Raw genomic sequence first — 14,922 nt, forward strand, 5'->3', positions numbered from 1 at the left:
TCCATGAACCGCACAGCTTGGCTCGACGACCTGGGCGCCCTGCTCGGCCCCACCGGCCTGCTGCGCCCGGATCAGGGCCTGTCAGCCAACGACCGCGAACCCTTCGAGCTGGACTGGCGCCGCCGCTACCGCGGGCAGGCCCTGGCGATCGCACGGCCTGACAGCGTGGCGCAGGTCCAGGCGGTGGTGCGGGCCTGCGCCGCGCATGGTGTTGCGCTGATCCCTCAAGGCGGCAACACCGGCCTGGTCGGCGGCTCCATCCCCGACACCAGTGGCCGGCAACTGCTGCTCAACCTCACCCGGCTGAAGCAGGTGCGCGCGGTCGATCCAGCCAACCTGAGCCTGACCGCCGATGCCGGCTGCACCCTGGCGCAGGTGCAGCAGGCCGCGCAGGACCACGGCCTGCTCTTTCCGCTCAGCCTGGCCTCCGAGGGCTCATGCACCATCGGCGGCAACCTGGCCACCAACGCCGGCGGTACCCAGGTGCTGCGCTATGGCACGGCGCGCGAGCTCTGCCTGGGCCTGGAGGTGGTCACCGCCAGCGGCACCCTGTGGTCCAGCCTGTCCGGCCTGCGCAAGGACAATACCGGCTACGACCTGCGCGGTCTGCTCATCGGCAGCGAAGGCACGCTCGGCGTGATCACGGCCGCCACCCTGCGCCTGTACCCGCGCCCGCGCGGGCAGGCCACCGCACTGGCCGCCTGCAACAGCCTGGCCGACGCCGTGGCCCTGCTGTCGCGTGCGCGTGGGCTGCTCGATGCCGGCCTCACGGCCTTCGAGGCCATGGGAGCGTTGCCGCTGGACCTGGTGGCCCGCCACCACCCGGACATCAGCCGCTGCACCGATGCCCTGCGCAACCAGGGGCACGCCCCGCCCTGGACAGTGCTGATCGAACACGCCAGCCCCGATTCGCAAGACCATGCCGATCAGCGCCTGCAGGCCCTGCTGGCCGGCGCACTCGAGGCCGGAGAGATCAGCAACGCCAGCCTCGCCGCCAGCGATACGCAACGCAAAGCTATTTGGCAACTGCGCGAAACCATCCCGCTGGCCGAGCGCACCGAAGGCCTGATGGTCAAGCACGACATCGCCGTGCCGACATCGGCCATCCCGGCCTTCGTCGAACAGGCGGGCCAGCAACTGCAGGCGCGCTGGCCCGACAGCCGCGTGGTCTGCTTCGGCCACCTGGGCGATGGCAACCTGCACTACAACGTGCAGCCGCCGGCGGGCCAATCCCAGGGTGAGGCCCTGCTGGCCTTTGAGTACCAGGCCAACCAGGTGGTGTTCGATCTGGTGGACCGATTCGGTGGCACCTTGTCGGCCGAGCACGGCATCGGCCAGTTGCGCTGCGATGAGCTGGCGCGGCGCAAGCCGCCCGAGGCGCTGGCCATGATGCGGTCGATCAAGCAGGCCCTCGACCCTCAGGGCCTGTTCAATCCGGGCCGCGTGTTGCGACCTCACGACGAGCCATGAAAAAGGGCGCCCGAAGGCGCCCCAATCTCCCAAGACACACCAGTGCACCGGCGCATGCTCCTGCGCCAGTGCTTCGCTTTCTAGTTATCGAAACGATCAGGCCTTGCGACGACGCACAGCCAGGCCCATCACGGCCAGACCCGCCACCACCATGGCGTAGGTTTCAGCTTCGGGCACGGCGACCGTCACCGAGAACTGGTTGCCAGCGTGCAGGCCGTCGAGGTTCAGCGTCCAGTTGGCCTGACCGGCCTTGCCCAGCGGATTGCCGACGTAGAACTCGCTGGTCAGGTCCGGCGTGAAGGTGGCCCAGGCCTGGGTGGCCGAACTGCCCGAAGCGCTCACGGCGGCGAAGCCGTCGGTGGCGAAGGTGCCCCCGTTGCTGGCGAAGGTGATGCCCGACAGCGTCACGCTGACGTTGCCGAAGCCCAGGCCCGTGAGGTTGCGCACCAGGGCGCTGAAGGTCAGTGCGTCACCGCTGAAGTCGCTGGATTCCAGGGTGAAGTTCAGCGTGACCGGTGCCTTGGACAGCAGGTCCAGGTCGAAGCTCAGGTCAGAGCCCAGTGTTTGCTCGAAGACGGTGTTGCCACCGGCCGTGGTGGCGCCGTTGAAGACGGCGGCCTGGGCCTGGCTGCCGACGGTGGCGGCGGCCATGATGGCCAGAGCGATGTGATGCAGTTTCATCTGAATGCCTTTGGAACGTGTTGGGTAATGCTGATGGACACAGGGCATCAGAGCGAGCCGTTGGCCCACGGGCCCGTGATGGCGAAGGTGATGCCAGGGGTCTGGATGTTGACGAACAGGTAGCGGCCGGTCGGGTCGAAGCAGCCGCCGCAGAACTCGTTGCCGCGGTGGTCACCGGCCAGCGAGGTCTGCTTGCCGGCAGCGGTCATCTGGGCCTGCGTGGTGTTGACGTTGTTCTTGGCGAAGATGGAGACCTGGCCATCGCCGTGCAGCGACATCAGGCGCAGGCCGGTGCCGAACTCGTCGGTCACGTTGCCGCCGTCTTCACAGATCAGCAGACCACCGCGTGGGCTGACCGTGATGTTGTCGCCCATGGTGCCCACGTTGAGACTCGGCGACGAGTAAATGCAGGTCATCACCTGGGTGCGCAGGTTCAGCTCCCAGATGGTGCCTTGCGAGACGGGGCCACCGGAGGTGTCCATCACGTAGAGCTTGCCGTTGAAGTACCACACGCCTTCACCGCGGTTCATCCGCAGCCCGCCTTGTTGCCAGCCTTGTGCGAAAGGACCCGCCACGTTGCTGATGGTCTGGCCATTCAAACCGGTGGCACTGGCGCGGTTGGCATCGGGGTTGGCGATGGTCACCCACTCCAGCGCATAGGTGTCTCCCAGCTGGGCACCGATCACGCTCACGTTGTTCTGTCCGACGACCTTGGCCATCTGCAGCACGCCGCCCTGGGCCAGCGAACCGATGGCGCCGGTGGGGTTCACCGGCACATAACGGTAGAAGCCGGACTTGCCGCTGCTGTCTTCGGTCTGGTAGACGATGCCCGTGCTCGGGTCCACGCCCACCGCCTCGTGGGCGAAGCGGCCCATGGCAATGATGGGCTCGCCCGTGGTCTGCAGCGGGTCGGCCGTGACTTCGAAGACATAGCCATGCTTCTTGCCGCCAGCGCTGACGGAGTCGGAGCCGACTTCTTCGCAGCTCAGCCAGGTGCCCCAGGGGGTGGGGCCGCCGGCGCAGTTGGTGCGGGTACCGCCCAGGCTGGGCTCGGTCTTGAGCCAGCTGCCGTCGCGGAAGACCAGGTTGGTGGTGCCACCGGCCGAGTAGCTGCTGCCACCGGCCGAGCTGGGCGAGTTGTCGTACACGCCGGGGGCGCCGAAGAAGGTGGCATCGCTGCCGGTGCCGCGCTCGTGGTTGCGCACCAGCACGAACTCGGTGCTGCGGCCCACCTTGCGGGTCTGCACCACGGCCATGCCGTCGTGCGAGCCGGGCGTGGCCTTGCCGTTGGCCATCAGGTCACCCGTCCAGCCATAGCTCTTGTAGGTGAAGCCGGCGGGCAATTGCAGCAGCGGCAGGCCGGTGGTCAGGTCATTGACCGGGGCGATGGGGCCGTAGGGGCTGGCGATGCGGGTGGTGGTGCCGGCGGCCAGCGCCTCGCGTGCATGCAGTGCGGTCAGTGCGCCGACGAAGGGCAATGCGGCGGCAGCGCCGGCGCCCTTGAGCAGGCTGCGGCGGCTGGAGAGAAAGGGGGACGTGGGCATGAAGACTCCTGGTACAGCGGTTGGGGTCCGGCCTGGATGGGCCGTGGTGGGGAACCGCTGAGGAGCTTATGAATGTCAGGTGAATGGTCGACGATGGGGACGCTGCGATGAATGAGCCGAACAGACCACCGTCGCCAGGCCTGGATGTCACAAAGCGCGTACCCCCCCGCACATAGGGGGGCGATTCGGGAACCAGTCGATGCGGCAGGGCAACGCGCCTGCGCGCCGTCTTTCAGGCGGGCAGGTTCTGCCAGTCCAGCGGCCAGGCGCCTGCGCGCCACTGGCGCAGCCACATCATGCCGACGATGGTCTTGGCATCGGTCAGGCGGCCCTGCTGCATCCAGGCTTCCAGCTCGTCCTGCGTGGCAGCGAAGACGTCCAGGAACTCGCCATCGTCCAGGTGGCGTTCGGTGAGCGTCAGGCCCTGGGCGAACCAGATCTCGATGAACTCGTTGGCATAGCCGATCACCGGGTGCATCAGGCCGGCGCGGGCCCATTGCGTGGCCACATAGCCCGTTTCTTCCAGCAGCTCGCGCTGCGCACAGGCCAGAGCGCCCTCACCCGCGTCCAGCTTGCCCGCCGGGAACTCGATCATCGTCATGCCCACGGGGTAGCGGAACTGGCGCTCCATCACCAGGCGGCCGTCGGGCAGGATGGGCACCACCATCACGGCGCCCGGGTGCACCACGTACTCGCGCGTGGCCTCCCGGCCATCGGGCAGTTGCACCCGGTCGCGGCGCCATTGCAGGAACTTGCCCTGCTGGATGACGTCGGTGTGCAGATGGGTTTCGCGCAGGTGGGCGTCGTCGTCAGAGACGATGCCTGCCGCCTTGATGGACTCCTGGCTCATCACCGCCCCCCACGACGCAGGTAGCGCCACACGAAGCCGGGAAAAGCCAATGTCAGGAAGACACAGCCCCAGATGGCATAGAACTCCCAGCGCTGTGGCGCGGGCTGGCCCACATGGCTTTCCAGCCATCGGCCCAGCAAGGCCACCAGCACGGCATAGACCAGCAGTTCGAGCACATGCCAGCCTGTGGGCTTGGGCCGACGCACTGGCCCGACCAGGAACAGGCGCTGGTTCAGGAACGGCAAGTTGGCGGCCACCAGGGCCGCCGCCATCACACTGAAGACCGCCCAGGCGGGCACCAGGCCGTTCATGAGCTCAGCGCTTCACTGCAGCAAGCAGGCTCAGCCTGCCAGCGACTGCGTGATCACGCGGGCGCACAGGGCCATCAGGCCACCCGGCAGGATGCCCAGCAGCAAAATGGCCGCGGCATTGGCCGACAGCAGCGCACGTGCTTCGCCACCCGCCACCAGCGGCGTGGTGTCGGTGGGCTCATCGAAGTACATGACCTTGACCACGCGCAGGTAGTAGAAGGCACCGACCAGCGACAGCAGCACGGCCACGATCGACAGCACGATCAGCCCCGGCGAGTTGGTCGTGATCAGCGATTGAAGCACGGCCAGCTTGGCGTAGAAGCCCACGGTCGGCGGGATGCCAGCCAGCGAGAACATGAACACGCCCATCACGGCGGCCAGCAGCGGGCTGCGCTTGGCCAGGCCGGCCAGATCGGACACCTGCTCGGATTCGAAGCCCGGACGCGACAGCAGCATCACCAGGCCGAAGGTGCCCAGGGTCGTCAGCACATAGGTCAGCACGTAGAACAGCGACGAGCCGTAGCCATTGCCGGCCGACACCGTGTTGCCGGCCACCACGCTGGGCACGAAGCCCAGCAGCATGAAGCCCAGCTGCGCGATACCGGAATAGGCGAGCAGGCGCTTGAGGTTGGTCTGCGCGATGGCGGCCAGGTTGCCCACCACCATCGAGCACACGGCCAGCACCATCAGCATCTGCTGCCAGTCGGTGGCAGAGTTGATCAGGCCTTCGACCAGCAGGCGCACCGTGATGGCGAATGCGGCCAGCTTGGGCGCTCCGGCCACCATCAGCGTCACGGCCGTGGGGGCGCCCTGGTACACATCGGGCACCCACATGTGGAAAGGCACCACGCCCAGCTTGAAGGCCAGGCCGGCCACGATGAACACCAGGCCGAAGGTCAGCACCTGCTTGTTGATCTGGCCCGTCAGCGTGGCCTTGTAGACCTCGGCCAGGTCCAGCGAACCGGTGGCGCCGTACATCATCGACAGGCCGTACAGCAGGAAGCCCGAGGCCAGCGCACCCAGCACGAAGTACTTCATGGCGGCTTCGGTGGATTGGGCATGGTCACGGCGCAGCGCCACCAGGGCGTACAGCGACAGCGACATCAGCTCCAGGCCCAGGTAGATCACCAGGAAGTTGTTGCCGGCGATCATGATCGAGATGCCCAGCAGCGAGAACAGGCTCAGGGTGAACAGTTCACCCTTGAGGATGTCCCGGTCGCCGGCATAGACCTGGGCGTAGACCAGGCTGGCCATCACGGCCAGCGTCGCGCTCAGGGCCAGCAGGTGGCCCATGGCATCGGTCACCAGCATGCCCTGCATGGCATAGCCCGACACGGGGTTGTCCAGGTAGCCGATGTGCAGGCCGGCCACGCAGGCCAGCGTCAGCATGCTCAGCAGGTAGGTGGGGCGCCGGCGGGGGGATGTGACGAACAGATCCACCAGGGCGATGACGCAGGTCATCGCCAGCAGGAGGATCTCGGGCGCCACCGCGAGCCAGTTCATGTTGTTCATTTGGTGTGAACCTTCGTCGTCAATTCAGCTTGCTTTGCGACACGTGCTTGATCAGCTCGGTCACCGAGACGTGCATCACGTCGGTGAAGGGCTTGGGCTGGATGCCCATCCAAAGCACGGCCACAGCCAGGATGGCCATGATCAGGAACTCGCGCGCATTGATGTCCTTCAGGTTGCGCACGTCGTCGTTGGTCACGTCACCGAAGTACACGCGCTTGTACATCCACAGCGTGTAGGCCGCGCCCAGGATCAGGGCGGTGGCGGCCAACAGACCGATGAAGAAGTTGTACTGCACGGCGCCCAGGATCACCATCCACTCGCCCACGAAACCCGCCGTGCCCGGCAGGCCGCAGTTGGCCATGGCGAACAGCAGCACGAAGGCGGCGAACTTGGGCATGGTGTTGACCACGCCGCCGTAGGAGGCGATCTCTCGCGAGTGCACGCGGTCATACAGCACGCCGATGGCCAGGAACATCGCGCCCGACACGAAGCCGTGGGCGATCATCTGGACCAGGCCGCCGGCGATGCCCAGCTCATTGAAGATGAAGAAGCCCAGGGTCACGAAACCCATGTGCGCGATGGACGAGTAAGCCACCAGCTTCTTCATGTCCTGCTGGACCATGGCCACCAGGCCGATGTAGATCACCGCGATCAGCGACAGCGTGATCACCACGGGTGCGAACTGGTGGGCCGCATCGGGCACGATGGGCAGCACGAAGCGCAGGAAGCCATAGCAGCCCAGCTTCAGCATGATGGCGGCCAGCACGACGGAGCCGCCTGTGGGCGCTTCCACGTGGGCATCCGGCAGCCAGGTGTGCACCGGCCACATCGGCACCTTCACGGCGAAGGCCGCGAAGAAGGCGCCGAACAGCAGCGACTGCGGCAGCGAGGCCAGCGGCAGCTTGTGCCAGTCGGTGATCTGGAAGGAGCCGCCCGACTTGTAGTACAGGAAGATCAGCGCCACCAGCATCAGCAGCGAGCCGAGCAGCGTGTACAGGAAGAACTTGAAGGCCGCGTACACGCGGCGCGGGCCGCCCCACACACCGATGATGATGTACATCGGGATCAGCGTGGCCTCGAAGAACACATAGAACAGCATGCCGTCCAGTGCGGAGAATACGCCGACCATCAGGCCCGACAGGATCAGGAAGGCGCCGTAGTACTGGTGCGGGCGGTCTTCGATGACCTCCCAGCCGGCCAGCACCACGATGATGGTGATGAAGGCCGTCAGGGGCACGAACCACATGGAGATGCCGTCAACGCCCAGGTGGTAGAACACATTGAAGCGTTCGATCCAGGGTGCCTTCTCGACGAACTGCATCGCGGCAGTCGTCGTGTCGAAGTCGATCATCAACGGCAGGGTGACCAGGAAGCCCGCGATGGCGCCGATCAGGGCGATCCAGCGCGCGGCCTTGGCGTTGTCCTGGCGGCCAGCGACCAGCAGCAGCAGGCCGAAAGCCACTGGCACCCAGATGGACAGGGAAAGGATGTTGCTCATTGTTTGCATATGCCGGCCCCGTGCTCAGTGCTGCCAGAACACGAACCAGGTCATGAGGGCGAACACCCCCAGGATCATGACCAGTGCGTAGTGATAGAGGTAACCCGTCTGGAACAGGCGCACCAGCGAGGCGGTCAGGCCGACCAGCTTGGCCGAGCCGTTGACCAGCAGGCCGTCGATCAGCGTCTGGTCACCGACCTTCCACAGGCCGCGGCCCAGCAGGCGCGCACCACGGGCGATGACGTTCTCGTTGAACCAGTCCAGGTAGTACTTGTTCTCGCCGATCACGATCAGCGGACGCAGGACACGGGCGAAGAACGCCGGGATCTGCGGGTACAGCATGTAGAACACGAAGGCCGTGACCACACCGGCCAGCGCCAGCCAGAACGGCAGCGTCGTCAGGCCATGGATGGCCATGGCGGTGGCGCCGTGGAACTCGTGCGCCAGCTCTTCCATGGCCGGGTGCAGCTCATGGTTCACGAAGATCGCGTCCTTGAAGAAGTCACCGTACAGCATGGGCTGGATGGCCAGGAAGCCGATCACCACCGACGGGATCGCCAGCAGCAGCAGCGGCGCCGTCACCACCCAGGGCGATTCGTGCGGCGTGTGCGCGTGGTCGTCATGGCCATGGCCATGACCGTGATCACCGTGCTCGTCGTGCGCATCATGGTGATCATGCTCGCCCGGGAAGGGCTTGTGGTGGAAGTGCTCCTTGCCGTGGAAGACCAGGAAGTACATCCGGAAGCTGTAGAAGGCCGTGATGAACACACCCGCCAGCACCGCGAAGTTGGCGAACCCGGCCGCCGGCAGCGTGCTCACGTGCACGGCCTCGATGATCGAGTCCTTGGAGTAGAAGCCCGCGAAGAACGGCGTGCCGATCAGGGCCAGCGAGCCCAGCAGCGACGTGATCCACGTGATCTTCATGTACTTCCACAGGCCACCCATGTTGCGGATGTCCTGGTCGTGGTGCATGCCGATGATGACCGAGCCCGCGCCGAGGAACAGCAGTGCCTTGAAGAAGGCATGCGTCATCAGGTGGAACACAGCCACGTTGTAGGCCGACACGCCCAGGGCGACCGTCATGTAACCCAGCTGCGACAGCGTGGAGTAAGCCACCACGCGCTTGATGTCGTTCTGGATGATGCCCAGAAAGCCCATGAACAGCGCCGTGATCGAACCGATCACCAGGATGAAGTTCAGCGCGGCGTCGGACAGCTCGAACAGCGGCGACATGCGCGTGACCATGAAGATGCCGGCCGTCACCATGGTGGCGGCGTGGATCAGCGCGGAGATGGGCGTGGGGCCTTCCATCGAATCGGGCAGCCACACGTGCAGCGGGAACTGCGCCGACTTGCCCATCGCGCCGATGAACAGGCACACGCAGATCACAGTGATCAGCTGCCAGTCGGTGGCCGGCAGGGTCTGGCCGGTCAGCGAGCCCGCCTTGGCGAACAGCTCGGTGTAGTTGAGCGTGCCGGTGTAGGCCAGCAGCAGGCCGATGCCCAGGATGAAGCCGAAGTCACCCACGCGGTTGACCAGGAAGGCCTTCATGTTGGCGAAGGTGGCCGTGGACTTCTTGAACCAGAAGCCGATCAGCAGGTAGGACACCAAGCCCACCGCTTCCCAGCCGAAGAACAGCTGCAGCAGGTTGTTGCTCATCACGAGCATCAACATCGAGAAGGTGAACAGCGAGATGTAGCTGAAGAAGCGCTGGTAGCCGTCGTCTTCTTCCATGTAGCCGATGGTGTAGATGTGCACCATCAGCGACACGAAGGTCACCACGCACATCATCATCGCCGTCAGGCCGTCGACCATGAAGCCGATTTCCATCTTCAGCGTGCCCAGCGTCATCCATTCGTAGACGGTGGCGTTGAAGCGGGCCCCGCCCACCACGTCCTTGAGCACCATCACGGAGATGATGAAGGACACCAGCACCCCCAGGATGGTGATGACATGCGCGCCGCGGCGGCCGATCACCTTGCCGAACAGGCCTGCGGCAATGGCACCGACCAGCGGCGCCAGGGGCACCGCCAGCAGCGAGTTGAGAGAAAGTTCTGACATTGTTGTGTCTCTCCTAGCGTCGGCCGGTCAGCCCTTGAGCGTGTCGAGTTCGTCCACATTGATCGACGAGCGATTGCGGAACAGCACGACCAGGATGGCCAGACCGATGGCCGACTCAGCGGCCGCGACGGTCAGGATGAAGAAAACGAAGACCTGTCCGGCCATGTCGCCCAGGTAGTGCGAGAAGGCCACGAAGTTCAGGTTGACGGCCAGCAGCATCAGCTCGATGGCCATCAGCAGCACGATCAGGTTCTTGCGGTTCAGGAAGATCCCGATCACCGACAGAGAGAACAGGATCGCGCCGAGCGACAGGTAGTGTCCGAGGGTGATGCCGGTCATGCCTGGCCTCCTTGGGTAGGTGCCGAAGCAGCGGCATCGGCGGGCGGCGCGGAGGGCTGCTCGATGACCGGCGCCATCTTGACGATGCGCAGGCGGTCGGCCTTCTTGACGCGGACCTGTTCGGCCGGGTTCTGGCCCTTGGCGTCCTTGCGGGCGCGGAGCGTGAGGGCGATGGCGGCGATGATGGCCACCAGCAGGATCACGGCCGCCACCTGCACAGGGAACAGGTAGTTGGTGTACAGGTCGATGCCCAGGGCCTTGGTGTTGGCCACCTTGGCCACTTCAGGCGCGAAGGGGGCGGCTTGCTTGACGTCGAAGCCACGCACCAGCACGAAGGCCATCTCGACGGCGATGATCGCGCCGATGATGCCCGCCACCGGGAAGTGCTTCCAGAAATTGCGCCGCAGCGAGTCGATGTTGATGTCCAGCATCATCACCACGAACAGGAACAGCACCATCACCGCGCCCACGTAGACCAGCACCAGGGCGATGGCCAGGAACTCGGCTTGCAGCAGCATCCAAACGCACGAGGCGTTGAAGAAGGCCAGCACCAGGTGCAGCGCCGCGCTGACGGGGCTCTTGGCGGTGATGACGCGGAAGGCCGCATACACCAGCACCAGCGAGAAGATGTAGAAAAGCAGGGTCGTTGTTTGCATGGGTCTCGGATCAGCGGTATTTCGCGTCCGCCTCCTTGGTGGCAGCGATGTCCTTCTCGTAGCGGTCGCCCACGGCCAGGAGCATGTCCTTGGTGAAGTACAGGTCGCCGCGCTTTTCGCCGTGGTATTCGAAGATGTGCGTCTCGACGATCGAATCCACCGGGCAGCTTTCTTCGCAGAAGCCGCAGAAGATGCACTTGGTCAGGTCGATGTCGTAGCGCGTGGTGCGGCGGGTGCCGTCGTCACGCACGTCGGATTCGATCGTGATGGCCATGGCCGGGCAGACGGCTTCGCACAGCTTGCAGGCGATGCAGCGCTCTTCGCCGTTGTCATAACGGCGCAGGGCGTGCAGGCCGCGGAAGCGAGGCGACAGCGGTGTCTTTTCTTCCGGGAACTGGATGGTGATGTTCTTGGACAGGAAGTGCTTGCCCGTCACGCCGAATCCCTTGAGGAAGTCGACCAGCAGGAAGCTTGAGAAAAAATCCTTGAAGGACGCCAATGTAGACATGGTGTGTCCCTTCCTTATTTCCAGATGTTCCAGGGCGACTGGATCCACAGGCCCACGACCACCAGCCACACCAGGGTGACAGGGATGAAGATCTTCCAGCCCAGACGCATGATCTGGTCATAACGGAAGCGCGGGAACGAGGCACGCACCCACAGGAACAGGGTCACGACCACAAACGTCTTGCCGAACAGCCAGACCCAGTTCCAGAACCAGATCGAGCTTTCGATCCAGCCCGGCGTGTCCATGCCGAAGGCGCTGAAGGACACCGGCGCGGCCCAGCCGCCCAGGAACATCAGCACGGCCAGGGCCGACACCAGGATCATGTTGGCGTACTCGGCCAGGAAGAACATGGCGAAGGCCATGCCCGAATACTCGACCATGTGGCCGGCCACGATTTCCGATTCGCCTTCGACCACGTCGAAGGGGTGGCGGTTGGTTTCGGCCAGGCCCGAGATGAAGTACACCACGGCGATCGGCAGCAGCGGCAGCCAGTTCCACGACAGGATGTTCACGCCCATGCTGGCGAACATGCCGGTGTTCTGGCTGACCACGATGTCGGTCATGTTGAGCGAGCCGACCGTCATCAGCACCACCACGAAGCAAAAGCCCATGGCGATTTCGTAGGACACCATCTGGGCCGAGGCGCGCAGCGCACCCAGGAAGGCGTACTTCGAGTTCGAGGCCCAGCCGGCGATGATCACGCCATAGACCTCGAGCGAGGTGATGGCCATCAGGAACAGCAGGCCGGCGTTGACGTTGGCCAGCGCGGCATCCGGGCCCATGGGGATGACGGCCCAGGCGGCCAGGGCCGGCATGATCGTCATGATCGGGCCCAGGAAGAACAGGCCCTTGTGCGCTGCCGTGGGCACGATGATCTCCTTGAAGATCAGCTTGACCGCGTCGGCGATGGGCTGCAGCAGGCCGGCGGGGCCGGTGCGGTTGGGGCCTGGACGGATCTGCGACCAGCCGATGGCCTTGCGCTCCCACAGGGTCAGGTAGGCCACGCAGCCCAGCAAGGGCAGCAGCAGCGCCACGATCTTGATCAGCGCCCAGACCAGGGGCCAGGCAGCGCCCAGGTTGGCGGCGCCAGCGTTGTAGAGGGTGTCAATCATGGTGTTCTATCCCCCTGCTTCAGGCTTTTTCGACACGCACGGTGCCGAAGGCGGCGCCCAGCGAGGCGGTCAGCGGATGGCCGGTCGGCACGCGCACCACGTTGGCGGGCAGGCTGGCGTCGAGCACGGCGTTCAGCACGGCAGAGCCGCCATCCTGCGAGACCTTGACCTGCGCGCCTTGCGCACCTTCGGCCAGGCCCAGCTCGGCCCACAGGGCCTGCGGCAGGCTGGCCACCGGGGCGGCTGCGTCGGCCGTGGCCTGCAGCGCGGGCGAGCGGCGCACCAACGCGTCGGCACTGTAGATGGGCACTTCGGCGATGCGCTCCAGGCCGCCCGTCGAGGCGTTGACCGTGGCGGCGGCCGAGGTCTGGTTGGACAGGCGGGACGGGATGGTCGACAGATCGCCCAGGGCCTGGCCCTTGACCTGCTCGGAGGTGTCGGCGTTGAAGCCCGGCAGATCCAGCATCGTGCCCAGCACGCGCAGCACCTTCCAGGCCGGGCGTGCATCGCCCAGGGGCTTGGTCACGCCATGGAAGCTCTGCACGCGGCCTTCGGCATTGACGAAGGTGCCCGAGGTTTCGGTGAACGGGGCGATGGGCAGGATCACATCGGCCAGGTCGGTGGCCGAGTTCTTGAAGGGCGACAGCGACACGACCATCTGCGCGCCATGGATGGCGGCGCGGGCGGCGGTCGGGTTGGCGGTGTCGAACGCGGGCTCGACGCCCAGCAGCAGCACGGCCTTCAGGGCCTGGCCGTTGAGCATCTCGCCGGCGTTCAGGCCGCCCTGGCCTGGCTGTGCGCCCACCAGTTGCGCGCCCACGGTGTTGGCCGATTCACCCAGGAAGCCCAGGGTGGCCCCGGTCTGTTCGGCGATCCACTGTGCCAGGGCCTGCAGGCCCGAGGCGTTGGGGTGCTGCGCGGCGGCATTGCCCAGCAGCACGGCCTTGTGCGTGCCGTCGATCAGCGATTGCGCGATGGCCTGTGCAGCCTGCGTGGCATTGCCTTGGGCCGGAGCGGCGACGCCCTTGGCCTCGCCCACCGCCACGGCCACGTCGGCCAGGGCCTGGGCCCATGCACTCGGTGCCACGGTGACGCGTTGCGCCAGCGGGATCAGCCAGTCGTCGGTGGTGGCGCCGATGGCGCTGATGGCAGCACCCTTGCGGGCCGCCTGGCGCAGGCGCGAGGCGAACAGGGGGTGGTCCTTGCGCAGGAAGGAGCCGACCACCAGGGCCGCGTCCAGCGTGGACAGGGCTGCGATGGGCAGGCCCAGCCAGCGGGCGCCCTGCCCTGCCGTGAATTCGGCGTTGCGCAGGCGGGTGTCGACGTTCTCGCTGCCCAGGCCACGCACCAGCTGGCCCAGCAGGTACAGCTCTTCAACCGTGCTGTGCTCGGTGGCCAGTGCGCCGATGGCGGCGGCGCCATGGTCGTTCTTGACACCCTTCAGGCCGTTGGCCACGTACTCGAGCGCGGTGGTCCAGTCGACCTCGCGCCACTGGCCGCCCTGCTTGAGCATGGGCTTGGTCAGGCGGTCTTCGCTGTTGACGGCCTCGTAGCTGAAACGGTCGCGGTCGGCGATCCAGCATTCGTTGACGTCTTCGTTCTCCAGCGGCAGCACGCGCAGCACCTTGCCGTTCTTGACCTGGACGACCAGGTTGGCGCCGGTGCTGTCGTGCGGGCTGACGCTCTTGCGGCGCGACAGCTCCCAGGTGCGGGCCTGGTAGCGGAAGGGCTTGCTGGTCAGCGCGCCGACGGGGCAGATGTCGATCATGTTGCCCGACAGCTCGGAATCGACCGTGTTGCCCACGAAGGTGGTGATCTCGGAGTGCTCGCCACGGTGGATCATGCCGAGCTCCATCACGCCGGCGATCTCCTGGCCGAAGCGCACGCAGCGGGTGCACTGGATGCAGCGGCTCATCTCTTCCATCGAGATCAGCGGGCCCACGTCCTTGCGGAACACCACGCGCTTTTCTTCCTTGTAGCGCGAGGACGAATCGCCATAACCCACGGCCAGATCCTGCAGCTGGCACTCACCGCCCTGGTCGCAGATCGGGCAATCCAGCGGGTGGTTGATCAGCAGGAACTCCATCACGCCCTGCTGGGCCTTGATGGCTTTGTCGCTCTTGGTGCGCACGATCATGCCTTGCGTCACAGGCGTGGCGCAGGCAGGCATGGGCTTGGGCGCCTTCTCGATGTCCACCAGGCACATGCGGCAGTTGGCGGCGATCGAGAGCTTCTTGTGATAGCAGAAGTGCGGGATGTAGGTGCCGGCCTGTTCGGCGGCATGCATCACCATGCTGCCTTCACGGCACTGGACCTTCTGTCCGTCGAGTTCGATTTCAACCATAGCTTTTACTCACCAGTACGGGCTTGCGCCGGGCCG

13 protein-coding genes are annotated in these 14,922 nt (G+C 65.6%); 1 reads left to right on the forward strand and 12 read right to left on the reverse strand.

Going from position 1 to position 14,922, the window contains the following annotated elements; genetic code table 11:
• Window positions 1–3 precede the first annotated feature (3 nt).
• Window positions 4–1,470 carry an FAD-binding oxidoreductase gene (locus EIP75_RS03145; RefSeq protein ID WP_125241777.1) on the forward strand — a complete coding sequence of 489 codons (1,467 nt, stop codon included), beginning with the start codon at window positions 4–6 and terminating at the stop codon, window positions 1,468–1,470.
• 96 nt (window positions 1,471–1,566) lie between these two features.
• Here EIP75_RS03145 and EIP75_RS03150 read toward each other — a convergent pair whose 3' ends face one another.
• The 12 genes from EIP75_RS03150 to nuoG all read right to left on the reverse strand — a co-directional run bounded on the left by EIP75_RS03150 (window position 1,567) and on the right by nuoG (window position 14,886).
• The gene (locus EIP75_RS03150) at window positions 1,567–2,151 is read right to left on the reverse strand and encodes a PEP-CTERM sorting domain-containing protein (RefSeq protein WP_158622727.1); all 585 of its coding nucleotides are present in this window, start codon (window positions 2,149–2,151) and stop codon (window positions 1,567–1,569) included.
• Between the two features lie 47 nt (window positions 2,152–2,198).
• Window positions 2,199–3,695, reverse strand: a complete 1,497-nt coding sequence (locus EIP75_RS03155) for a PhoX family protein (RefSeq protein ID WP_125241779.1) — start codon at window positions 3,693–3,695, stop codon at window positions 2,199–2,201.
• Between the two features lie 232 nt (window positions 3,696–3,927).
• Window positions 3,928–4,545, reverse strand: coding sequence for an NUDIX domain-containing protein (locus tag EIP75_RS03160; RefSeq protein WP_125241780.1), 618 nt, complete (start codon window positions 4,543–4,545; stop codon window positions 3,928–3,930).
• Complete coding sequence (locus tag EIP75_RS03165; RefSeq protein WP_125241781.1) at window positions 4,545–4,856, reverse strand: DUF2818 family protein; 312 nt, start codon at window positions 4,854–4,856, stop codon at window positions 4,545–4,547. Before EIP75_RS03165 ends, EIP75_RS03160 begins: the two co-directional genes overlap by 1 nt.
• A 30-nt stretch (window positions 4,857–4,886) precedes the next feature.
• Entirely contained in the window at window positions 4,887–6,368 is a 1,482-nt protein-coding gene (gene nuoN / locus EIP75_RS03170; protein ID WP_125241782.1) for an NADH-quinone oxidoreductase subunit NuoN, read from the reverse strand.
• Window positions 6,369–6,387: 19 nt separating this feature from the next.
• Complete coding sequence (locus EIP75_RS03175) at window positions 6,388–7,866, reverse strand: NADH-quinone oxidoreductase subunit M (protein ID WP_125241783.1); 1,479 nt, start codon at window positions 7,864–7,866, stop codon at window positions 6,388–6,390.
• Between the two features lie 24 nt (window positions 7,867–7,890).
• Entirely contained in the window at window positions 7,891–9,927 is a 2,037-nt protein-coding gene (nuoL, locus tag EIP75_RS03180) for an NADH-quinone oxidoreductase subunit L (protein WP_125241784.1), read from the reverse strand.
• Between the two features lie 27 nt (window positions 9,928–9,954).
• Window positions 9,955–10,266 (reverse strand): NADH-quinone oxidoreductase subunit NuoK, encoded by a 312-nt coding sequence (gene nuoK, locus EIP75_RS03185; RefSeq protein ID WP_125241785.1) that lies wholly within the window; start codon window positions 10,264–10,266, stop codon window positions 9,955–9,957.
• Entirely contained in the window at window positions 10,263–10,922 is a 660-nt protein-coding gene (locus tag EIP75_RS03190; protein ID WP_125241786.1) for an NADH-quinone oxidoreductase subunit J, read from the reverse strand. Before EIP75_RS03190 ends, nuoK begins: the two co-directional genes overlap by 4 nt.
• Window positions 10,923–10,932: 10 nt before the next feature.
• Window positions 10,933–11,430: an NADH-quinone oxidoreductase subunit NuoI gene (gene nuoI / locus EIP75_RS03195; RefSeq protein WP_125241787.1), complete on the reverse strand. Its 498-nt coding sequence runs from the start codon at window positions 11,428–11,430 to the stop codon at window positions 10,933–10,935.
• A 14-nt stretch (window positions 11,431–11,444) separates the two neighbouring features.
• Window positions 11,445–12,542 carry an NADH-quinone oxidoreductase subunit NuoH gene (gene nuoH, locus EIP75_RS03200; protein WP_125241788.1) on the reverse strand — a complete coding sequence of 366 codons (1,098 nt, stop codon included), beginning with the start codon at window positions 12,540–12,542 and terminating at the stop codon, window positions 11,445–11,447.
• 19 nt (window positions 12,543–12,561) lie between these two features.
• Window positions 12,562–14,886: an NADH-quinone oxidoreductase subunit NuoG gene (nuoG, locus tag EIP75_RS03205; RefSeq protein WP_125241789.1), complete on the reverse strand. Its 2,325-nt coding sequence runs from the start codon at window positions 14,884–14,886 to the stop codon at window positions 12,562–12,564.
• Window positions 14,887–14,922 lie beyond the last annotated feature (36 nt).

It is taken from the genome of Aquabacterium soli (assembly GCF_003933735.1).
In the GTDB taxonomy this organism is placed as follows: domain Bacteria; phylum Pseudomonadota; class Gammaproteobacteria; order Burkholderiales; family Burkholderiaceae_C; genus Aquabacterium; species Aquabacterium soli.